This window comes from Streptomyces lienomycini, assembly GCF_027947595.1.
In the GTDB taxonomy this organism is placed as follows: Bacteria; Actinomycetota; Actinomycetes; order Streptomycetales; family Streptomycetaceae; genus Streptomyces; species Streptomyces lienomycini.
This window is the reverse complement of the sequence record NZ_CP116257.1, coordinates 2,411,323-2,432,648: the sequence shown is the minus strand read 5'-3', so window position 1 is coordinate 2,432,648 and position 21,326 is coordinate 2,411,323. Positions and strand designations below refer to the sequence as shown.

The window sequence follows — 21,326 nt, the reverse complement described above, 5'->3', positions numbered from 1 at the left end:
GTCACCTCGGGGGCAGGTCCAGCTCAGCGCGGACCGTCTTGCCGACGGGCACGCGGTCGAGCACGCCCCACCGGTCGGCCAGCGCGTCCACGAGCAGGAGCCCCCGGCCGTGCTCGGCCTCCGGCGGTGCGGTGACGGTGGACCCCGGCCCGGCCGGACGGCGCTCCCTGCGGCTGTCGGACACGTCGATCCGCAGCGTGTACGCGTCGAGCCGCAGCAGCACCTCGATGTCCCGCCCCGGCGCCCGTCCGTGCGTCACGGCGTTCGCCGCCAGCTCCGCGACGAGCAGCGCGGCCGTGTCGGACACCGCCGAACCGTACGGGACGCCCCACGCGTCCAGCCGGTGCACGACGAGGTGCCGCGCCAGTCGGGCACCGCGGGGGGTGGAGCTGAACCGCTGGACGAACATCCGTGCGGTGACCGGGAGTCGGGGGGTGGAGGCTGGTCTCATACCGCTCATCCCACCTGCGGTGACGGCCCTTCACCAGGTCGGCCACCGGTACGCGGAGCAAGCGTACGAACACGTGGAGTGGGCGGTGGGGGGAGGGGCTGTGGTGCCCCGGGCGTTCGAGTCCCGGGGCACCGCAGGAGGGGTCAGACGCCGAACGCGGCGGGGTACTGGATGGTTCCGCCGGGTACCGTGCGGGTGTCGTCGAGGGCCATGGCCATCATGGCCTCGTCCGGCACCTCGAAGGGTGCGCGGATACCGAAGCGGGAGGCCGGGGTGAAGCCGAACCGCGGGTAGTACTCGGCGTGTCCGAGGACGAGGACGAGGTTCTCGCCCATGGCCCGGGCGGCGTCGAGTGCGGCGCGGATGGCGGCGGAGCCGGCGCCGGTGCGCTGGGCCGCGGGCAGCACCGCGCAGGGCGCCAGGGCGAGAGCGGGTACGCCGTCGACGTGGCAGCGGGTGAGCAGCGCGTATCCGGTGGCGGTGCCGTCGGAGGCCGCGGTGACCATGGACAGTCCGTCGATCCACGCCTTCGGGTCGGCGCGCAGGGCGTCGACGATGTCGGCCTCCAGGGTGGTGGGGAAGGCCGCGAGGAGGATGTCGCGGATGGCGGGGATGTCCTCGGTGGTCTCGGAGCTGACGGTCCAGGTCGTCATGGTGTCGTCCTCGGTCGTGTCGGGGGTGTGGTCGTGGGCGCGGAGGATGTAGACGGCGTAGTGGTAGTCGCCGCCGTGTTCGCGCCGCATGTCGATCTCTGTCCGGTGCGCGGCCAGGGCCTGCGGCATGCCGGGGTGCTGCGGGTCCGCCCGGTCCATGCGCTGGGTGAGCGGTGTGTAGTACTCGTCCCACCAGTCGCTTTCCGGCAGCACCCGGTGCGCGTGGAGACGGTAGCCCGCGGCCTGTGCGGCGTCGGTGTTCGCGGCGTGGGTGCGCAGCGGGTAGACCGCGTCCCAGTAGGCGCGCACCGGGGCGGCGGGGCTGGGCACGGTCCATTCCATTTCGGTGACGACGAGGACGCCGCCCGGGGCGAGCAGGCGGCGCCAGGCGCGCAGGGCGACGTCGAAGCCGATGGTGTAGACGGACCCCTCGGCCCAGATCACGTCGAAGCTGTGATCGGGGAAGGGCACCTGGTCCATCGAGCAGTTGACTGGCGTGATCCGGTCGCCCAGGCCGCTTCGGCGGCGAGGCCGTCCAGGTACGGCTGGTGCAGGTCGACCGCGGTCACGTGCGCGCCGGCTTCTTCGGCCAGCAGCAGTGCGGAGCGGCCGGGGCCGCAGCCCGCGTCGAGGACCCGAGGGTGCTCGGGCAGCGGTCCGGCCGTCTCCAGCGCGTGCCGTGTGGTGGCGTCCGAGCCCGGTCCCTGCCGGGGCAGGTCGTGGTGCAGGGCGAAGAACGCCTGCGTCACCGGGTCGCCGCCGGGGGCGGGGGCGTCGTTGATGTTCACTGGCGCTCCCGGAACCGGTAGGTGGCGCGCAGGTGGCGCGTGATGTCCTTCTTGGTGGCCTCGCGGTCGGCGCGCAGCCGCGAGTCGGTGCGGGAGGCGGCGTAGGCGTTCTCCCGCAGCAGCCGGTGGTAGCTGTCCAGTCGGCGTTGGGGGATCTCGCCCGCGTCGACGGCGGCCAGCACCGCGCAGCCGGGTTCGTTCGCGTGTGCGCAGTCCGTGAACCGGCAGTCCTGTGCGAGGTGCTCGATCTCGGCGAAGGTCTGTTCCAGCCCGCTCTGGGTGTCGTGGAGACCGATCGCGCGCAGGCCGGGGGTGTCCAGCAGGACCCCGCCGCCGGGCAGCGGGAGCAGTTCCCGCCAGGAAGTGGTGTGCCGGCCCTTGCCGTCCGCCTCGCGGACGGCGCCGGTGGCCAGCAGGTCCTCGCCCAGCAGCCGGTTGCCCAGGGTGGACTTGCCCGCTCCGGAAGGGCCGAGCAACACGATGGTGCCGTTCAGGACGGCGGTCAGGGTGTCCAGGCCCTGTCCGGTCACGGCGCTGGTGACCAGTACGTCCACACCGGCGGCCACCTGGGACACCTGCGCCTCGGCGGAGGGCAGGTCCGCGCACGCGTCGGCCTTGGTGAGCACCACGACCGGCTGGGCGCCGCTCTCCCATGCGAGGGCGAGCATGCGTTCGGTCCGACCGTGCTTGAGCGGTGCCGCGAGCGACACCGTCACCACGACGGTGTCGACGTTGGCGGCCAGGACCTGGCCGTGCGAGGTACGCGAGGAGGACGAGCGCACCAGGGCGGTGCGACGTTCCAGCATCGCGTGCAGCACCGGCGGGCGGCCGGTGGTGACGGGGCGCAGTGCCGCCCAGTCTCCCGTGCACGGCGCCGACATCGGATCACTGTGATCGGCGGTGCCGGGAATCTCCGCGCGGACGATTCCGGCGTCGGTGACTGCTTCGCACGAGCCGCGTTCGGCCCGCACGATGCGGGCGGGGATCAGTCCGGCGGCGCGATGGGGTGTGAAGGCGTGCTCGCACGCCTCGTCCCAGCCGTAGTCCGCGAGGGAATGCGGCTGAGCTTGATGCCAAGTTGATTGAGACAACGTAAGGACCCTTGAAAGGGGGCCCCGATCGGCACGGTGGATCGCCTTCCGCGAGCTGTCGGAGCTCCTGCGGGGCGTCTACGTCAGGTCAGACCGGGGCCCGGGACGTGAGGATGGTCCGGCGGGCACTGCACACGGCAGTGGCCTTGGCGACAGACATCAACTCACCTCCCGATTCTGGTCCTGCAGTGACCTGGTTGTCTCTGCACCAGTGAGGTTAGCACCTTCCGCCCCGTGCCGGCGCCGGACGGGCACACCGGTCCAACCCTGGTACGCAGGGTCAGCGTACGGGCACGGAGAGTGGACGGTAGGGGTAACCATCCGTGACCATGGGCGCGTTGGACGGGTTGGGCCGGGTGTGTGTACGTGCGGGAGGTGGCCTGGATGTCGGACGGTACGGGCGGGGCGGGTGGCGCGGAAGCGCCCTGCGGGGGCGGGGAGCCGGAGCGGTCGGACAGTCTCCGGACCTTCGGCGAGGTCGTCAAGGCGTTCCGCAAACGGGCGGGGCTGACGCAGGAGGAGTTCGCGCCGCGGGTGCGGTACTCGGTGCCGACGGTGGCGTCGATCGAGCAGGGGAGGCGCTTCCCCCCGCTGGATTTCGTGGAACGCGCGGAGGACGTCCTCGACGCGTTCGGCGCGTTGCGGGGTGCGGCGCGGCATCTGTCGCGGCAGCCGGGGCTGGCGAGCTGGTTCCGCCAGTGGGCGCGGTTCGAGGCGGAGGCGGTGAGTCTGTACACGTACGAATGCCGGGTGGTGCCGGGGCTGTTGCAGACGGAGGGGTACGCGCGCACGCTGTTCACGAACCAACTGCCGCCGCTCGGTGACGACCAGATCGAGGCACGGTGGGTGGCCCGGGCGGAACGACAGCGGCTGCTGAGGGAGCGGCCGAACACGGCGTTCAGTTTCATTCTGGAGGAGCATCTGTTCCTGCGACGCACCGGCGGGACGGAGGGGACGCGGGAGCTGATCAGCCACGTACTGGATCTGGCGGAGCTGCGGAACGTGGAGGTGCAGGTGATGCCCTTGGTACGGAACGCCCACGCGGGGATGGCCGGCCCGATGCAGCTCCTGGAAACGCCGGAGGCACGCTGGTTCGCCTACAACGAGGGGCAGCGCGGGGGCATGTTCGTCTCTGAGCGGAAAGAGGTCAGCGTTCTCCAGATGAGGTATGCCAGGATGCGGTCACAGGCCCTCTCCCTCGACGACTCCCTGGGCCTGTTGCAGCAGATGCGAGGAGCCTCATGAAGACGACGGAACTGGCCTGGTTCAAAAGCTCGTACAGCAGCAGTGGCGACGGCGACTGCGTCGAGGTCGCCTCCTGCCCCGACACGATCCACGTCCGTGACTCGAAGGTGCGGCAGGGAGACCAGCTGGCCGTGTCCCCGGCGGCCTGGACCCGCTTCCTCACGTACACGACCAACCGCTGACAGGGCGGCGACACGGTTGCCCGGCCCGGAGGGCGTGGCCGGTCACAGCCCCGCGAGGAGGTCCGCGAGCGGGGCCGGGGTCCGGCCCGGGGGCAGGGCCTCCACCAGGAGGCGGCCGTAGCGGATCTTGCGGCCCTTCTTGGTGCTGAGGAAGCGGCGCACCTGCTGGTGCCGGTCGCGGCCGTGCTGGGCGGGCTGGCCCAGGAAGGTCTGCCAGGGGCGGAGTTCGTCCTCGGACCGTATGACCTCCTCGACCCGCTCCGGGCCGAGTGCGCGGATCAGCTCGTCCTCCAGGTCGGCCACGCAGACGAAGAAGTCCCGCGGTGCCCGGGCGCGTTGCCAGCCGCGGTCGAAGAAGGGTTCCTCGCGGACGTCGCACAGTCCGGTCAGGCGCAGGCCGAGACCGGGCGGGCCGAGGAGACCGGCGTAGCGGCCGACGCTCATCGCGCCGCCCATCGACACCACGGCCACGCCTTCGGCGGTCAGGTCGCGGTCCTCGCGCGCCGCCAGTGCCTCGACGGCCGCGAGGTCGCTCGGGCCTTCCAGCAGCACCGCCGTGCGCAGCCCGAGGTCCGCTGCCAGAGCCGCTGCCAGGTCCCCTGCCCGGTCGGCTGCCGGATCGCCTGCCGTGCCGCCGGGGGCCCCGGCCGCCCAGCGGGCGATCTCGTCCCGGAACGCGTCCATGTCAGCCATGCGGTGAGTGTGCACCCCGAAGGGCTGCCGCGGCACCGGATTTCCGGTGCCGTTCACGTCCCGCGCAGCGGGTTGGGCAGGGGCCGGTAGCGGGCGTCGGCACCGTCCGCGCCGGTCCAGCGCAGCAGGAGGTTGGTCTTGGCGGGGAGGGTGGGGGCGGCGAGCAGGGCGGGGATCTCGGGGAGGTCGTGGCGGGCCAGGACGCGGCGGACGGCGGGCCAGGGGGCGAGGCCGGGGTGGTGTTCGGTGAGGGCGGCGGCGATCTCGTACAGGTGGTTGACGAGCAGGCAGTACACCAGGCGTTCCCAGCCGGCCGCCCGAGGGATGTCCGGCAGGAGTTTGACGCCCTCCGCGTCCCGGAAGAGGGCCTGCACCGGGGTACCGTCCCCGTCCACGGCGACCAGGGTGTTCTGCAGGTGCGCCTCCAGGACGACGCCGTCGTCGTCGAAGGCGGTCAGCACCGGCGGGACGACGGCGGCGAGGTACGCCTCCCACCAGGCCGCCGGGTCCGTGGTGCGGGCCAGCGGGCTGCCGGGGAAGCCCTCCACGAGCGCTGCGGCGAGCAGCGGAGTCGCGCCCGGCAGGACGCGGTCGCGCAGTCCGTCGCGGACGACGACGGCCAGTTCCTCGAAGGCGAAGTCCGCGGTGCGGTAGCCGCGGTCGCCGAGCCAGGCGGCGGGAGGTCCGGCGGAGGCGAGGGCCTCGGTGGCCGCCGTGTCGGTGCGGCGCAGTCTCAGCAGGTCGTGGCGCCACAGGCGGCGGATGTCGTTGGTGATGCGCACGTCGAGGCTGAACTTGAGGAAGAGGTCGGGGTCGGGCGCGTACACCGTGCGGACGGCCGCCGTCGGCCAGGCGAGGAAGCCGGTCGTGCCGACCCGCAGGAGACGGCCGTCGGCGAAGGCGGGGGCGAGGGCCGCCGCCGTCAGGGCCAGCTGCCAGGGATGGGCGGGCAGCAGCCGGTAGCCGGGCGGGGCCTTGCCGAGGGCGTCCAGGACGGCGGTGTCGCCCTCGTCGACGACGGTGTCCTCGCGCGCGGCGAGCAGCGTCAGCGGGAAGCGGGCGTGCGCCTCGGGCGCGTAGGGCAGCCACCCGGAGTGGGGGCCGCCGCCGCGGGCCTTGGGGGCGGGATGGTGGGTGTGGCCGGTGAGCAGCGCCTGCTCGGAGCGCAGGTACGGGTCCGCGGGCGGGGTCGCCCGTGCGCGTGCCGTCAGCAGCGCGGCCACGGCGTCCCGGCTGTCGGTCATCTCGGTGGGCAGTTCGTGGTTGGGCACACCGGTGTGGCGGCGCAGTGCCTCGGCGACGAGCTTCACCAGTTCGGCGTGGTCGACGCGGTGCCATCCGTCCGCCGTGCGGACCTCCGGTTCGGCGGGCCGGCGGCCCTGCCGCACCCGCAGCAGTCTGCCGCCGGGCAGCCGGTACACGGGGCGGGTGCCGGGGCCCGGCAGCGGCTGGGCCACCTCGCGCAGCAGGCAGTTGAGCAGCGGTACGGCCGCGTGGGCGTCGGCGCGGCGCGCGACGTCGTCCCGGGAGTCGGCGCCGGTGGGCGGGGGCAGGAGATCCACGCGTTCCACTCGTTCCCTACGGTCGGTCCATGGCGGAGAGGACGGAGACGGGCAGGACGATCAGTATGTCTGTCGCCATGTCCCTCGTTGTGCCACTCGTCACGGCCTGCCCTCGTCAGTCCTCCGCCGTGGTCCCGTCCTCGTACCGGCCCTGTACCCGACCCGTACCCGCCCTGCTGTCCGACTCGTACCCGCCCCGTACCCGAGGAGCCAGCCCGTGCATCGTCCCCCCAGTGCGGCGGCCGAGGTCGCCGACGAGTTGGCGGCCGTCCGTCCCGCTCTGACCGCCCGGTTCGCGGCCGAGGGGCCCGGCGCCCGCGCGGCCGTGCTGTCCCGGCTGTGGCGTGCCCTCGCCTTCGAGCCGCTGCCGTGGATCGGGGGGCGGGAGCGGGCCGGGGACGGGCTCGTCCTGCGGCTCCGGGACGGCCGCCGGCTGACCGGTCCGGCCGCCGACCCGTACCGCACGGACGCGTACGTCCCGGTCGTACGGCTGGACGAGGTGGCGTACGACGACCCGGAGCGGCTGCTGACCGACCTCGCCGTACCGCACTCGGCGGGGTTCGCCGCCGAACTCGGGCACAGCGCGGCGTCGTTGGCGCTGTCGCGGGCGGCTCGGGAGGGAGCGCCGGAGAATCACCCGGACGAGTGGCCGGACAGTGACTGGGGCTGGGAGCGGCGGGTGGTGGACGGGCACCCGTACCACCCCGGCTGCCGTGCGCGGCCGGGGTTCTCGGTGGCGGAGCAGCTCGCGTACGGGCCGGAGCACGGGCCGGTGGTGGAGCTGGGGCTGGTGCCGGTCGCGGCGGCGGAGTGCCTGGTGACGGGGGTGTGGCCGCGGGAGTGGCGGGAGGGGGCGCGGGTGCTGGTCCCGGTGCATCCGTGGCAGGCCGCGCATGTGCTCGGGCGGCCCCGCGGGCAGGGGGTGGCGGCGCACCCGCTGATGTCCCTGCGGACGCTCGCCGTGCCCGGCGGGCCGCACGTCAAGACGGCGCTGAGTGCCCGGCTGACGTCCTCGGTGCGGGACATCTCGGTCGCCTCGATCGCCGCGTCGGACGCCTTGTCGTCGTTCGGGGAGGCGGTGGCGGCGCGCATGGACGGGCTGCTCCACGTGACCCGCACGCTGGGCGCGGCCACCGCCCACTCCCCCGACCTGGCCGCCGTACTGCGCGAGTCGCCGCGGGGGTACGCCGCGCCGGGCGAGCACGTCGTCCCGGTGGCCGCGCTGGCGACGACCGGACTGCCCCGCTCCCCCGCGTGGCTCGCCGCGTTCGCCCGGCTCGCCCTCACGGCCGGTCTGCGCGCGCTGGAGCTGGGTGTGGCTCTGGAGGCACACGGCCAGAACCTTCTGGTGGTCCTGTCGGCGACGGGCGACCCACTGCGTCTGGTCTACCGCGACCTGGCCGACATCCGCGTCTCCCCGGTCCGCCTGGCCCGGCACGGGATCGCCGCCGCCGGTCTGCCCGTACGGGTGCTCACCGACGAACCGGCCGCACTGCGGCGGAAGTTGTTCGGTTCGCTGGTGGGCGGGGCGCTCGCGGCCACGGCGGGGTCGGGTCCCGCGCTGCGCAAGGCGCTGGAGGCGGCCGTGCCCGAACTACCGCGCGGTGAGGACCTGACGGCCCTGTGCGAGGAGCCGCTGCCGGTGAAGGCGCTGACGCTGATGCGGACTTCACCGGGGAGTGCGGGGGATCTGTGGACGGAGCTGCCCAATCCGCTGCACGGGAGGTGAAGTCGGGGCATCGGCGCGGTCTCGTTTTGGAGCGCGGCACCCCGGCTCAATAGGATCCGCCGATGATCACAAGAACACGGCTGGCGGCGGGTGCCTGTGCCCTGCTCGCCGCGCTGGCGGCCGGGATGGCGTTTCCCGCCGGGGCGGTCGCCGGTGAACCCACGGGTGAGGACGCGCCGAAGGTCGACCTCGTGCTCGACGTCAGCGGTTCGATGCGGACGCGGGACATCGACGGCGGTACGCGCATGGCCGCGGCGAAGCAGGCGTTCAACGAGGTGCTCGACGCGACGCCGGAGGAGGTGCAGCTCGGCATCCGCACGCTCGGCGCCGACTACCCGGGCGACGACCGCAAGACCGGCTGCAAGGACACCGCGCAGCTCTACCCGGTGGGTCCGCTGGACCGCACCGAGGCGAAGACGGCGGTGGCGACCCTCTCGCCCACCGGTTGGACGCCGATCGGCCCCGCGCTGCTCAAGGCGGCCGACGACCTCGACGGCGGCAACGGATCCAAGCGGATCGTGCTGATCAGCGACGGCGAGGACACCTGTGCCCCGCTCGACCCGTGCGAGGTGGCCCGCGAGATCGCCGCCAAGGGCATCGGGGTCACCATCGACACGCTGGGCCTGGTCCCCAACACGAAGCTGCGCAAGCAGCTCAGCTGCATCGCCGAGGCGACCGGCGGCACGTACACGTCGGTCCAGCACACCGACGAACTGACGGACAAGGTCAACCAGTTGGTGGACCGGGCGGCCGACCCGGTGGTGACGCCGGTCGCCACCGAGGGCGCGGACGCGTGCGCGAAGGCGCCGACGCTCAAGTCGGGCCTGTACACCGACCGCGAGGAGTTCGGGCAGCAGCGCTGGTACCGGGTGGACGTGGAGCCGGGCCAGGAGCTGCGCGCCTCGGTGAGCGTGGGCGCCGACCGGGCCGTGAATCCGTCCTACGGGGTGCTGCTGCGGGCGGTGACCGTGCACGGCCGGGAGATCGTGCGCGGCGAGGCGGCGGGCAACGGCCGCACGGACGTGCTCTCGACGGGGCTGCGCTACCCGAAGGCGGAGAGCGACGACGACGACGCCGCGGCCGAGGCCGTGTGCCTCCAGGTCACCAACTCCTTCTCGGTGGCCTCCGGGGTGAAGACCTCGCCCGGTCTGCCGCTGGAGCTGACCGTCGACGTGGTGGACGGCCCGAGCGACTCCGACGACGTGGCCGCCTTCGGCCTCGGGCGCGGCTGGTGGCTGCTCGGCGTGCTGATCCTGGTCGGCTTCGTGGCCGGTCTGCTGTGGGGCTGGCTGTCGCGTTGGCGGCTCGCGGTCTGGAGGACCAACTGATGCGATTCACCCGAGCGTTGAGTGCCGGGCTGCTGCTGCTCGGCGTCGCCGCGGCCCCCGCCGCGGCCGACTCCTCGCCCTCCGCGAGCCCCTCGGGCGACGGCACCGCGCCGACCTCGGCGGGCACGTCCTTCCGTACGGCGACCGAGATCGAGCAGGGGCAGACGGCCACGGCCGGCGGCTCCGCGGGCGACTACCTGTACTGGTCGTTCCCGGCCGACGCCATGCAGCGTCCCACCGTGAAGGGCACGGTGAAGCTGCCCGAGACGCACGCCGCCCAGACCTGGCGGATCGACGTGTACGACGGTCTGCGCCGCCGCCAGGCCTGCCAGTGGGGCGCCCAGACCCGCACCGCGCAGGAGGGCGCCTCCTCCCTGGAGCTGGCCTGCGTCCTGCGCACCGTGCGCGCCTGGACCGAGCCGTGGGCCAACGACCCGCTGCCGGGCACGTACTACGTCCGGCTGACGGCGGTCGACGTGCCGGCGTCCGACCTCGGCGTCCCGGTCTCCACCGAGGTCCGGGTGGACTCCAAGGACATGGGCGGCGCCGCGGCGGTGGACGGGTCGCTGGCCGAGCCGCTGGTGCCCGGCATCGCGATGACGTCCGGCGAGGACGCGGGGGACAAGGCCGACGACGCGGACCGCGGCGCCGTGCTGTCCGCGATCGAGCCCGAGGACGGCTGGTCGTCGGGCTGGTGGTCCGACCGCTGGGTGTGGACCGGGATCGCAGGCGTGCTGGCCGCGCTCGCGGGAATCGGCGGCTACGCGCTGACCCGCGGGTCGGGCCGCCCGTCCCGGGTGCCGCCCGGCGTCTGACCGCATCCCGGAAGGCCCGCCGTGGGACAGCGTGCCCCCAAAAGGCCCGCCATGGGAAGGCCCGCCCCCGGCGGGCCTTCCGTCGTCTCAGCCCTCCCGCAGGGCCTTGGCCGGCGGTCCGTCGCCGGTCACCCGGACGCGGCCGTCCCGCACCGCGTCCCGCAGCGCGATCTCGCCGCGGCCGAGCGCCGCGCAGGTCACGGCGTCCAGCACGAGTCGCGCGTCGGGCTCCGCGGGCGCGGGCCCGTCGCCGTACACGGGGCCCTCCCCCGGGCCCTCGCCCGTCGTGTCGGCGTACAGGTGGAAGTCCCCCTCGTCCGACCGGACTTCGACGAGCCCCTCGCCCGCCCCGGCCGCCCGCAGGGCCCGCAGCAGGGGCAGGGCGAACCAGTGCGCGCGTACGGCGTCCGTGGGCCGCCGCTCCCCCAGTTCGCCGGCGCCCCACGCGCCGAGCGCCTCGAGGACGGGCAGCAGGGCCCGCCCGCGAGCGGTGAGTTCGTAGACGTACGCCGCGCCGGGCGGGGGCAGCCGGCGCCGCGTCGTCAGGCCGTCGCGCTCCATGTCCTTGAGCCGCGAGGCGAGTACGTCCGTGCTGACGCCGGGCAGGTCGGCGTGCAGGTCGGTGTAGCGCCGCGGACCGGCGAGCAGCTCACGGACGATCAGCAGGGTCCAGCGGTCGCCGACGGCGTCGAGCGCGCGGGCGGCGGAACAGTACTGGTCGTAGCTTCGGCGAGCGCGAGGTGACATGCGACGCAGTGTAGACAAGTTGTTGGACTTTCCAAGCTCCTACTTGGTAAAACCAAGCAACACCAGATTCCGGAGGGGAAGCCGCGCATGGAGTTCCGGCAGTCGAACAAGCTCAGCGAGGTCTGTTACGAGATCCGCGGCCCGGTCATCGAGCAGGCCAACGCGCTGGAGGAGGCGGGGCACAGCGTGCTGCGCCTCAACACCGGCAACCCGGCCGCCTTCGGCTTCGAGGCGCCGGAGGAGATCGTGCAGGACATGATCCGCATGCTGCCGCAGGCGCACGGTTACACGGACTCGCGCGGCATTCTCTCCGCCCGCCGTGCCGTCGCCCAGCGCTACCAGGCGCTCGGCCTGGAGGTGGACGTGGACGACGTCTTCCTGGGCAACGGCGTCTCCGAGCTGATCTCCATGGCCGTGCAGGCCCTGCTCGAGGACGGCGACGAGGTCCTGATCCCCGCTCCCGACTTCCCCCTCTGGACGGCGGTGACGACCCTCGCGGGCGGCAAGGCGGTGCACTACCTCTGCGACGAGCGGGCCGACTGGTACCCGGACCTGGCCGACATGGAGTCGAAGATCACCGACCGCACCAAGGCGGTCGTCATCATCAACCCCAACAACCCCACCGGCGCCGTCTACCCCAAGGAGATCGTCGAGGGCATCCTCGACCTCGCCCGCCGGCACGGCCTGATGGTCTTCGCCGACGAGATCTACGACCAGATCCTGTACGACGACGCCGTGCACCACTCGGCCGCCGCCCTCGCCCCCGATCTGGTGGTCCTCACCTTCTGCGGCCTGTCCAAGACGTACCGGGTGGCGGGTTTCCGCTCCGGCTGGCTGGTGGTGACGGGGCCGAAGCAGCACGCGAAGGACTACCTGGAGGGCCTGACCATGCTGGCCTCCATGCGCCTGTGCGCCAACGCGCCCGCCCAGTACGCCATCCAGGCCGCGCTCGGCGGCCGCCAGTCCGTCCACGAGCTGACCGCCCCCGGCGGACGGCTGCGCGAACAGCGCGACGTGGTCTGGGAGAAGCTGAACGAGATCCCCGGCGTCACCTGCGTCAAGCCCAAGGGCGCCCTGTACGCGTTCCCGCGCATCGACCCGAAGGTCCACAAGATCCACGACGACGAGCGCTTCGTCCTGGACCTGCTGCTCCGCGAGAAGATCCAGGTCGTCCAGGGCACCGGCTTCAACTGGCCGAGCCCGGACCACTTCCGCATCCTCACGCTGCCCCACGCGGACGACCTGGAGGCGGCGATCGGACGGATCGGCCGCTTCCTGAGCGGCTACCGACAGTAGCCGCGCCCCGGGTCGTAGCCTGGACGGCATGGGTGATCTTTTTCTGGTCCGGCACGGCGAGACCGAGTGGTCGCGCTCCGGGCGGCACACCGGGCTGACGGACGTACCGCTGACCGAGAGGGGGCGGGAGCAGGCGCGGAGCCTGGTCCCGTTGATCCGCTCGCACCGGATCGGGGCCGCGTTCGTCAGCCCGTTCCAGCGGGCCCGGGAGACGGCCGAGCTGATCGGGCTGCACGAGGTGCGCGTCGACACCGACCTGCACGAGTGGGACTACGGCGGCTACGAGGGGATCACGACCGTCGAGATCCACCGGAGCCGGCCCGGCTGGTTCCTGTTCGACGACGGGGTCGCGCCCGGGCCGCCGGACCACCCCGGGGAGACGCCCGAGCAGGTGGGCGAGCGGGCCGACCGGATGCTCGCCAGGGTCGAGGCCGCGTTCGCCGACACCGAGGGGTGCGTCGTGCTGGTGGCGCACGGGCACTTCCTGCGGGTGCTGACCGCCCGGCACCTCGGCCTGCCGGCGTCGCACGGGGCGCTGTTCCAGCTCGGCACCGGCACGCTGTGCCGACTGGGCACGGAGCACGGACGGCCGGTGATCGCCGCCTGGAATGTCAGACCTCCGTCGTAGTCTTCGAAGGCGTCTCGGGTGAGCCGACGAGGAAAGGGGGGCGTGCCGTGGCCCTGTCGCCCACCGCCGCTCAGCGGCGCCTCATCGCCGCCGCCGATCCCGCCACCGGGCGCCTGAAGGGCCCGCCGGCCCAGCTCGCCGCGCTGGTGAAGCGCGGGCTCGCCTTCCGGCACCCGCGCCCGCCCCACGACCACTTCCTCACCCCCGCCGGACACCGGGTACGGGAGGCGGCCCCCGGTCCGCAGGCGGTGGCGGTGGCGCCCGAGGTGCCCGCCGCGCCGGACACCGGGGTGGGTTCGCCGCACGGGTCGGCGGGGAGGACGCCGCCCCGGGCGACGCGGGGCCCGCGCGGCTGCGGGAGGTGCGGAGCGCCTGGGAGGGCCTGCTGGAGCTGCGCCGGATGACGCACCCCGACGGGAGCACGGACCGGCCGTGCGGCTGGGAGCGGTCACATCTCGTGCGGGCCGCCGCGCTCGCGCTGGAGGCGGCCGGGCACCGCCCGGCGGGCCCGGACGGGGGCGACGGATACCGGGTGCGCGCGACCCCGCAGCCGGAGGCCGTCGCCGTGCACGCCCCGGACGACGCCACGCTGCGGGCCTGCGCGACAACGCTGGAGCACGCCGGCTGGCAGCCCGGAGAACACACCGACCCCCGCACCCGGACCCGGTACCTCCTGGCCTCCCCGCGGAAGGTATGACACCTCCGTGCCGGGATCGGTGCGATCAGTCCACGCGCGAGCCGGGACAGCGGCCCTGAGCGAACCGTTCCCCTTCCGGGCGCGATGCGCGCTTCGCCCGCAATGGGCGCCGAAATCAGATCCGACCGCACCCAACAGCGCTGCTGTAACGAACTCCTGACGTCTCGTCACCACACACGTAAGATCATGCGGCCTCATTGATCGGCAGCCGAGGGCTGCCTTGAGCGAGACGAGTGTCCCGTGAATCGAAGAACAAGAGGGCCGGACGGCCCGCGCAGACCCTTGCGCGCGATACGTGCCTCGGCGCTGGGTCTGTTGTCCCTGACTCTGACCGTGGGCCTGCTGGGTTCCACACCCGCCCCGGCCGAGGCGGCACCGACGACGTCGGCGGGGCAGCTCGCCGCCCTGGCGGAGGCCACTCCCACGGACCGCGGCCGGGTCGTCGACTACTGGAAGGAGGGCGGCCCCGGGGTCAAGGCCGCGGCCGAGGCCGCGCTGACCGGGACCGACGCCGACCTCCGGACGTTCCTCACGGCCGTGGACGGCATCGCGTACCAGGACGATCGCGTCACCGCCGCCCAGATGGCCAGTGTCGGCGGTACGGAGTTGCTGACCGCCGCCCGAGCCGCCCTGGCCGACACCCCGGCCGCGCTCGAGGACTTCCTGGACGACGGCTGGCAGGACCCCCTGGAGGAGGATCAGCGGGTTCAGGTCGCCCGGGTCATCAGCACTGCCGGGCCGGGCGTCCAGGACGCCGGGCGGGCCGCGCTGAACGGTACCCCGGACGACGTCACCGCGTTCCTGCGCCAGGGCCAGTACGCCGCGCGTGAGCAGGACGAGCGTGTGCAGGTCGTCCAGATCATCAGTGTGGGCGGCCAGAACGTGCAGGCCGCAGGACGCCTGGCCCTGCAAGGTACACCGGAGGACCGCCGGGAGTTCCTGGACGTCGGCCAGTTCGTCGCGCGCAACAAGGACACTGAGCACGCCACGGTCGCCGAGCTGGCTCGGCAGACGAAGGAGGCGGGCCGGCAGGCGGCCGAGGAGACCGAGGCGGCCAAGGCGGCATCGGCCGAAGCGGTGGAGGCGTCCGAGCTGGCCAAGGAAGCGGCCCTCAAGGCCCAGGCCGAGGCCGAGGCCGCCAAGGACGACACGGACAAGGCCGCCCGTGCCGCGGGCCGTGCCGCCAAGGCGGCCGCCCAGGCCGCCGCCTCGGCCCAGAAGGCGATCGACGCGGCTCGTGCCGCGAACAACTCCGCGCGCATAGCCGCGAACGCCGCCTCCCAGGCCGCCGCCGCCGCAGCCGCCGCTTCCCAGGCCGCGGCCCGTGCCCAGTCCGCGGCGGCCGACGCGGCCGTGGACGCGGACAACGCGCACGCCGCGCGTACCGCCGCGGAGAGCGCGCGCGACATCGCCAAGGGCGCCGACCTGGCCGCTGACGCCGCCGACCAGGCGTTCAAGGCCGCCACCGCGGCCGGTAACGCCGCGGCCTCCGCCATCAGCGCGGGCAGCAACGCCGATGCGGCGGCCGACGCCGCGATGAAGGCGAGCAGCTACGCGGGTGACTCCAGCGCCGCCGCCGCCGAGGCGCGTGCCGCCGCGGCGGCCACCAAGCGCCACGCGCAGGAGGCCAACCGCGCGGCCGCCGAGGCCGAGAGACTGGCCCGCAAGGCCGCAACGGCGGCGGCGGACGCCCGCGACGCAGCACGGTCGGCCGCGACTCACGCGAGGAACGCCGCAGCCGCCGCGGACGATGCCGCCGACCACGCGGGCGATGCCGCCAAGGCGGCCACCGAGTCGACCAAACACGCGAATGCCGCCTCCGAGGCCGCGAACACGGCTTCGGCCACCGTGGTCAAGGCCCAAGAGATCTACCAGCTCGCCCGCGAGGTAGAGGCCGAGGAACTGCTCGGGCGCACCAACGCCGGTATCGAGCGTGCCAAGGACCAGGCGGCGGCGGACGCCGCCCGCACCGCCGGCCTGGCGGAGCTGGACCAGGCGGCCCGCGACCGGGACACCGAACGTGACCGGCTGGTGGCCCTGGCCGCCGAACCGGGCGCCGACCGGGCCGCGACGGCCGCCCAGGGGCGCACGCTCGCCGTGCTGACAATGAAGAACGGAACGGCCTGGGGACGCGCCGCGGCCGAAGCCGCACTGGCCGGTGACGACGACGTCGTCCTCGACTACCTGAAGAACGGCTGGCAGACCGCCAGGGAACAGGACGAGCGCACCTACGTCGCGCGCCTCGCCGAAGAGAGCGCGACACCGGAGATCCGAGCCGCGGCGGAGACCGCACTCGCCGGAGATGCCGCAGCCGTCACCGCCTTCGTCCAGGAGGGCCAGTACCAGGCGGCCTCCCAGAGCATGCGGATCGCCATCGCGCAGATCGTCTCCGCGGCCGGCCCGGTCGTCACCGAGAAGGGCCGGGCGGCACTCGGCAGCGGCGACCCGAAGAAGTTCAGCGAGTTCCTGGTCGCGACGCAGTACACCGCGCAGACCCAGGACGAGCGGGTCAGAGCCGCGCAGTTGGTCTCCGTGGGCGGTCCCGAGGTCAAGTCCGCGGCCCGCGTCGCGTTGGCGGGCTCACCCGCGACGCTGCACGCCTTCATCGCCACCGGCCAGTACACGGCGGCACGCAAGGACCAGCTCACGGCCACACACGTGGCGCAGGTCCAGAAGCTGATCGCGGACGCGTCGAAGATCGCGGCGACCGCCCAGAAGGACGCCGCGCTCGCCCAGAAGGTGGCCGCCGAGGCCCGCAAGGCGGCCGACGACGCCAACGGCTGGGCGCAGAAGGCGGACGAATACGCCGACCAGGCCCAGGGCTACGCCGACGAGGCGGCCCGGCACGCCAAGGACGCCGAGGCGTCGGCCGCCAGCGCGGCCCAGTCCGCCGCGACCGCGCGCGCCGCGGCCAAGGACGCCGACCGGGCCGCCAAGGATGCCGCCCTGTCCGCCACGGACGCCACCCTCTCCTCGGAGATGGCTCAGGTGTCGGCGTCCAGCGCCTGGGTCGCCGCCGAACAGGCACGCGCGTCGGCGACCGCGGCGGGCAAGGACGCCGAGGCCGCGAACAAGGCCGCCACCGAGGCCCTGGTCATAGCGACCAAGAAGTACCGTGAGGAGGAGGAAGCCCGCCGCAAGGCCGCCATCGCCGCCAAGGAGAAGGCGATGAACGACCCCGGCGCTCGTGCCCGCGAGATCTACCGCTGCGGGCAGGCCCTCGTCCCCTGCGACCCCCAGGGTTTCGCCCGCTGGTGCACCCACAACGAGGTCTACTGCCAGATCCTCGCCTACGGGGACGAGTTCAACGACGCCATGCAGGGGCTCTGGGGAGTCACCGCGGAACTCACCGGCCTCACGGAACTCGAGGCCTGCCTCGACAACAAGGACCTGGAACACTGCTGGTCTCTCGCGGCGGATGTCCTCGTGTCCGCCAAACTCAAGGCACTGAACAAGGCCTTCGACAGCCTCAAATGGGTCAAGCGCGGCTGCAAGGTCGTCTCCCGTCTGACCACCCTGTCGGCCGCGCAGGCGGCAGGGGCCGGCAAGGGGTGCCTCGAGGGTGAGACGGACTACGACGTGTTCGACCCCGACACAGGGAAGAAGATCACTGACATCGACCTCTTCGAGGACGACATCCTGTGGGAGGACAAGAGCGTTCTCGGGTCCTGGACCGACGAAGGTTGGCTCGACAAGCACATCGACGCTAAATTCGAGAAGTACCTGAAGGCTCGCAAGCAACTTCCCGGGGAGTACCAGGGCGCCTCGATCGGCTTCAGGTTCACCCGGCCGGACCAGGATGCGCGGTTCGTGGCGGCGGTCGAGGCCCGGTTCAACAAGTTGCGGGAGAAGTATCCGGATGTGCACATCATGACGAAGTGGTTCTGATGGGTTACCCGTTCCAGACCGCCGACGGGTCAAGGATCCTCTGGGATCCGGCACTCAGGGTGGGCCAGGCCTACGTGGCACTCGCCCGGGAGGCCGCTGAACTGCACGGCCTGCCGACGGGCTTGACCGAGAACGAACGACTCGGTGGAAGCGATGTCGACCCGGCCGCGTTCCAGCGGTTCACCCAGGGGCTCTACGACCGGTACTGCTCCACCAACAACTTCGTGCTGCACGGCCTCCTGCGAGGTCTCCTGCTGTCCTCGATCGTGATGCTGGAGAAGACCGGCGGATCGATCGTCCGGACCCCGGGGAGGGAGGACGGTCTGCTGGAAGACCTGGACTCCTACGTGCGGGCCATGTGGACGGACTGAACCGGCCTACGAGACGTCCGGCGCCGGGCCCCGTGACACGGGGCCCGGCGCCGGGCTGTCGGCGTCAGGGCGCGGCCACGGCCCGGGAGGACTCGGTGATCTCCGTGCCCGCCTCCATCGGGTGGGTGACGTCCTCCGCCTCGCGTTCCCGGCCGCCGATGTGGTTGAAGACCAGGTTGAGCGCGACGGCGGCCACGCAGCCGGTGGAGATGCCGGAGTCCAGGATGATCCGCGCGTTCTCCGGGAACGAGTGGTAGAACTCCGGCGCCGCGATCGGGATGATGCCGACGGCCAGGGAGACCGCCACGATCAGGACGTTGTTGTCCTTGTCGAGGCTCGCCCGGACCAGGGTCTGGATGCCGCTGGCCGCGACCGAACCGAACAGGACGACGCCGGCGCCGCCGAGCACGGGGCGGGGGACGACGGCGATGAGCGAGGCGGCCATCGGGCACAGCCCCATCAGGACCAGGAAGCCGCCGCCCACGGCGACGACGTAGCGGCTGCGGATCTTCGTCATCGCGACCAGGCCGATGTTCTGCGCGAAGGCGCTGCACATGAAGCCGTTGAAGACCGGGCTGAGGGCGGAGCCCAGGGTGTCGGCGCGCAGGCCGGCGGCGATGGTCTTCTCGTCGGCCGGACGGTCCACGATCTCGCCGAGGGCGAGCATGTCGGCCGTGGACTCGGTCATCGAGACCACCATCACCACGCACATGGAGAGGATCGCGGCGACCTGGAACTGCGGGGCGCCGAAGTGGAAGGGCGTGGGGAAGCCGACGACGTCCGCGTCCGCGACCGGGCCGAAGTCCGTGACGCCGAACGGGATGGCGATGAGCGTGCCCGCGACCAGGCCGAGCAGCACGGCGATCTGCTTGACGAAGCCGCGGGTGAAGCGGCGCAGGACCAGCACGATGACGAGGGTGATCGCGGCGAGGCCGAGGTTGGTCGCCGACCCGAAGTCGTCCGCGGTGGGGCTCGGTCCCTGCGCCCAGCCGAAGGCGACGGGCAGCAGGGATATGCCTATCAGGGTGATGACGGTGCCGGTGACGACCGGCGGGAAGAAGCGGATCGCCTTGCTGAAGAAGGGGGCGGCGACGAATCCGAGGAGTCCGGCGACGATGACCGCCCCGAAGATGATCGGCAGCGTGTCGGACTTGTCGTCGGTGGAGGCGACGACCGCGGTCATGGGGGCGACACCGGCGAAGGTGACGCCGTTGACGAAGGGCAGCCGGGCGCCGATCTTCCAGATGCCGAGGGTCTGCAGGAAGGTGGCGAGCCCCGCGGTGAAGAGGCAGGCGCCGGTGAGGAAGGTGAGTTCGGTGGCGCTCAGGCCGATGGCCGCGCCCACGATCAGGGGTGGGGCGACGACTCCGGCGTACATGGCGGCCACGTGTTGCAGGCCGGTCGTCGCCATCTTGAGTGGCGGGAGTTTCTCGTCAACAGGGTGGTCGGCCACGGCGGCGTTCCTCCGGTCGGTTACACGTCGGCTCTGACGCGGGTGTCTTGGAGGTGGTGCGGGTGGGCATGGGGGCACCTCCCGCTCGAGCGAAGTCGAGAGTGGGGGAGGGACCGGGACGGACCGTTCGGGGAAACGGGAGACCGCTCCGGGGCGTGCGCGCAGGGGCGCACGCCCCGGAGTCGGTCACCGTGGACCCCGCTCGGGTCCACGGTTACCGGCCGGGAGCCGTCCCTCCCGGCCGGAGATCAGGTGGTGTTCCGTCGTGCGGGGTTCAGCTCTGTGCGGCGATCTGCGCCAGGCGTCGCGCCGCGTCCCGGGTGGAGCGGGCGACGGCGTCCTCGTCGACGGTGAGCAGCCTGCCGTCCTCGACGATCCGGCGGCCGTTCACGAACGAGGCGGTGACCGGGGCGGCGGCGCCGAAGACCAGGGCGGTCACCGGGTCGGCGATCGAGGAGTGGGCGAGGGTGTCCATGCGCCACAGCACCAGGTCGGCGAGCTTGCCCGCCTCCAGGGAGCCGGTCTCGGCGGCCCGGCCGAGGACCTGTGCGCCGCCGTAGGTGCCCAGCCGCAGCGCCTTGCGGGCGTTCAGCGCGGCCTCGCGGTGGGCGCCGAGGCGGTTGATCAGCAGGGCGTTGCGGAGTTCGGTGTGGAGTTCGCCGGACTCGTTGGAGGCGGTGCCGTCGACGCCGAGGCCGACCGGGACGCCGGCGGCGAGCATGTCGGGGACGCGGGCGATTCCGGCGGCCAGGCGGGCGTTGGAGGACGGGCAGTGGGCGACGCCGGTGCCGGTGCGGGCGAAGGCGGCGATGTCGGAGTCGTTCATGTGGACGCAGTGCGCCATCCACACGTCCTCGCCGAGCCAGCCGGTGGACTCGAAGTAGTCGGTCGGGCCCATGCCGAACAGCTCGTGGCAGAACTTCTCCTCCTCCACGGTCTCCGAGCCGTGGGTGTGCAGCCGCACGCCGAGCCGACGCGCCAACTCGGCGCCCTGGCGCATCAGTTCGATGGAGACGGAGAAGGGTGAGCAGGGGGCCACGGCGACCTGGGTCATGGCGTCGAAGGAGGCGTCGTGGTGTTCCCTGACGGTGGCCTCGGTGGCGGCGAGCGCGCCGTCCAGGCTCTCCACGGCGAAGTCCGGCGGCAGCCCGCCGTCGGACTCGCCGCGGTCCATGGAGCCGCGGGCGAGGGTGAAGCGGACGCCCATGTCGCGGGCGGCGCGGATGATCGCGCCGGACAGGTCGCCCGCACCCCGGGGGTGGATGTAGTGGTGGTCCGTGGCGGTGGTGACGCCGCCTCGGGCCATCATCGCCAGCGAGCCCTGGGCCGCGGCGTGGGCCATCGGCTCGTCGACGCGCGCCCAGGTCGGGTACAGCGCGACCAGCCAGTCGAAGAGGTTGTGGTCGGTGGCCAGTCCCCGGGTGATCCACTGGTAGAAGTGGTGGTGGGTGTTGACCAGACCGGGCGTGACCAGGTGTCCGGTCGCGTCGATCCGGGCCGTGACGTTCTCCAGGCCCTCGGGGGCTCGTCCCGCGCCGACGGACTCGATCCTGTTGCCGGCGATCACGACGTGGCCGCTGGCGTACTCGGTGTCACCCGCGTCCACGGTGGCGATCGCACAGTTCTCGATGACGGTGCGCTCGGCTGCCGTTGCTGCTGCCATGCTGCTTCCTTGTCTTTCAGTGGGGCCCATGGGCGGGGAGTCGAGT

16 protein-coding genes and 2 pseudogenes are annotated in these 21,326 nt (G+C 72.9%); 10 read left to right on the top strand and 8 right to left on the bottom strand.

From position 1 onward, the window contains the following. Nucleotide 1: 1 nt before the first annotated feature. The 3 genes and pseudogenes from BJ961_RS11035 to rsgA form a co-directional block, all read right to left on the bottom strand. Nucleotides 2-451 carry an ATP-binding protein gene (locus BJ961_RS11035; protein WP_271321152.1) on the bottom strand — a complete coding sequence of 150 codons (450 nt, stop codon included), beginning with the start codon at nt 449-451 and terminating at the stop codon, nt 2-4. A gap of 143 nt (nt 452-594) precedes the next feature. After that, nucleotides 595-1,853, bottom strand: a pseudogene (locus tag BJ961_RS11030) (GNAT family N-acetyltransferase). A 35-nt stretch (nt 1,854-1,888) separates the two neighbouring features. After that, nucleotides 1,889-2,773, bottom strand: coding sequence for a ribosome small subunit-dependent GTPase A (gene rsgA, locus BJ961_RS11025; protein ID WP_271321151.1), 885 nt, complete (start codon nt 2,771-2,773; stop codon nt 1,889-1,891). Nucleotides 2,774-3,367: 594 nt separating this feature from the next. Here rsgA and BJ961_RS11020 point away from each other — a divergent pair. Both BJ961_RS11020 and BJ961_RS11015 read left to right on the top strand, forming a co-directional pair. Continuing rightward, complete coding sequence (locus BJ961_RS11020) at nt 3,368-4,228, top strand: helix-turn-helix domain-containing protein (RefSeq protein WP_271321150.1); 861 nt, start codon at nt 3,368-3,370, stop codon at nt 4,226-4,228. After that, the gene (locus BJ961_RS11015; RefSeq protein ID WP_271321149.1) at nt 4,225-4,410 is read left to right on the top strand and encodes a DUF397 domain-containing protein; all 186 of its coding nucleotides are present in this window, start codon (nt 4,225-4,227) and stop codon (nt 4,408-4,410) included. The genes BJ961_RS11020 and BJ961_RS11015 overlap by 4 nt, the downstream gene beginning before the upstream one ends. 42 nt (nt 4,411-4,452) lie before the next feature. Here the strand turns inward: BJ961_RS11015 and BJ961_RS11010 are convergent, their stop codons facing one another. Then, entirely contained in the window at nt 4,453-5,103 is a 651-nt protein-coding gene (locus BJ961_RS11010) for a TOPRIM nucleotidyl transferase/hydrolase domain-containing protein (protein WP_271321148.1), read from the bottom strand. A gap of 53 nt (nt 5,104-5,156) precedes the next feature. Beyond that, complete coding sequence (locus tag BJ961_RS11005) at nt 5,157-6,674, bottom strand: IucA/IucC family protein (protein ID WP_271321147.1); 1,518 nt, start codon at nt 6,672-6,674, stop codon at nt 5,157-5,159. A gap of 208 nt (nt 6,675-6,882) precedes the next feature. On the opposite strand from BJ961_RS11005, the gene BJ961_RS11000 reads away from it, so the two are divergent. The 3 genes from BJ961_RS11000 to BJ961_RS10990 all read left to right on the top strand — a co-directional run bounded on the left by BJ961_RS11000 (nt 6,883) and on the right by BJ961_RS10990 (nt 10,537). Next, nucleotides 6,883-8,394 (top strand): IucA/IucC family siderophore biosynthesis protein, encoded by a 1,512-nt coding sequence (locus BJ961_RS11000; protein WP_271321146.1) that lies wholly within the window; start codon nt 6,883-6,885, stop codon nt 8,392-8,394. Nucleotides 8,395-8,456: 62 nt separating this feature from the next. Next, nucleotides 8,457-9,722 carry a vWA domain-containing protein gene (locus BJ961_RS10995; protein ID WP_271321145.1) on the top strand — a complete coding sequence of 422 codons (1,266 nt, stop codon included), beginning with the start codon at nt 8,457-8,459 and terminating at the stop codon, nt 9,720-9,722. Continuing rightward, entirely contained in the window at nt 9,722-10,537 is an 816-nt protein-coding gene (locus BJ961_RS10990) for a hypothetical protein (protein ID WP_271321144.1), read from the top strand. The genes BJ961_RS10995 and BJ961_RS10990 overlap by 1 nt, the downstream gene beginning before the upstream one ends. An 87-nt stretch (nt 10,538-10,624) precedes the next feature. On the opposite strand, the gene BJ961_RS10985 is transcribed toward BJ961_RS10990, so the two are convergent. Further along, nucleotides 10,625-11,284, bottom strand: a complete 660-nt coding sequence (locus BJ961_RS10985) for a winged helix-turn-helix transcriptional regulator (RefSeq protein ID WP_271321143.1) — start codon at nt 11,282-11,284, stop codon at nt 10,625-10,627. A gap of 87 nt (nt 11,285-11,371) precedes the next feature. On the opposite strand from BJ961_RS10985, the gene BJ961_RS10980 reads away from it, so the two are divergent. From BJ961_RS10980 to BJ961_RS10960, 5 genes and pseudogenes are all read left to right on the top strand, one after another. After that, nucleotides 11,372-12,580 carry a pyridoxal phosphate-dependent aminotransferase gene (locus BJ961_RS10980; protein ID WP_271321142.1) on the top strand — a complete coding sequence of 403 codons (1,209 nt, stop codon included), beginning with the start codon at nt 11,372-11,374 and terminating at the stop codon, nt 12,578-12,580. Between the two features lie 28 nt (nt 12,581-12,608). Beyond that, nucleotides 12,609-13,208 (top strand): histidine phosphatase family protein, encoded by a 600-nt coding sequence (locus tag BJ961_RS10975; protein WP_271321141.1) that lies wholly within the window; start codon nt 12,609-12,611, stop codon nt 13,206-13,208. Nucleotides 13,209-13,255: 47 nt separating this feature from the next. Then, a pseudogene (locus BJ961_RS10970) lies at nt 13,256-13,905 on the top strand (hypothetical protein). Nucleotides 13,906-14,220: 315 nt separating this feature from the next. Then, entirely contained in the window at nt 14,221-17,793 is a 3,573-nt protein-coding gene (locus BJ961_RS10965) for an ALF repeat-containing protein (protein ID WP_271321140.1), read from the top strand. Beyond that, complete coding sequence (locus tag BJ961_RS10960; RefSeq protein WP_271417014.1) at nt 17,793-18,164, top strand: DUF6086 family protein; 372 nt, start codon at nt 17,793-17,795, stop codon at nt 18,162-18,164. The genes BJ961_RS10965 and BJ961_RS10960 overlap by 1 nt, the downstream gene beginning before the upstream one ends. A gap of 64 nt (nt 18,165-18,228) precedes the next feature. On the opposite strand, the gene BJ961_RS10955 is transcribed toward BJ961_RS10960, so the two are convergent. Both BJ961_RS10955 and BJ961_RS10950 read right to left on the bottom strand, forming a co-directional pair. Next, entirely contained in the window at nt 18,229-19,617 is a 1,389-nt protein-coding gene (locus BJ961_RS10955; protein ID WP_271321139.1) for a nucleobase:cation symporter-2 family protein, read from the bottom strand. 274 nt (nt 19,618-19,891) lie between these two features. Continuing rightward, a complete protein-coding gene (locus BJ961_RS10950; protein WP_271321138.1) occupies nt 19,892-21,280 on the bottom strand; it encodes an 8-oxoguanine deaminase in 1,389 nt (462 codons plus the stop codon). Nucleotides 21,281-21,326: the final 46 nt, after the last annotated feature.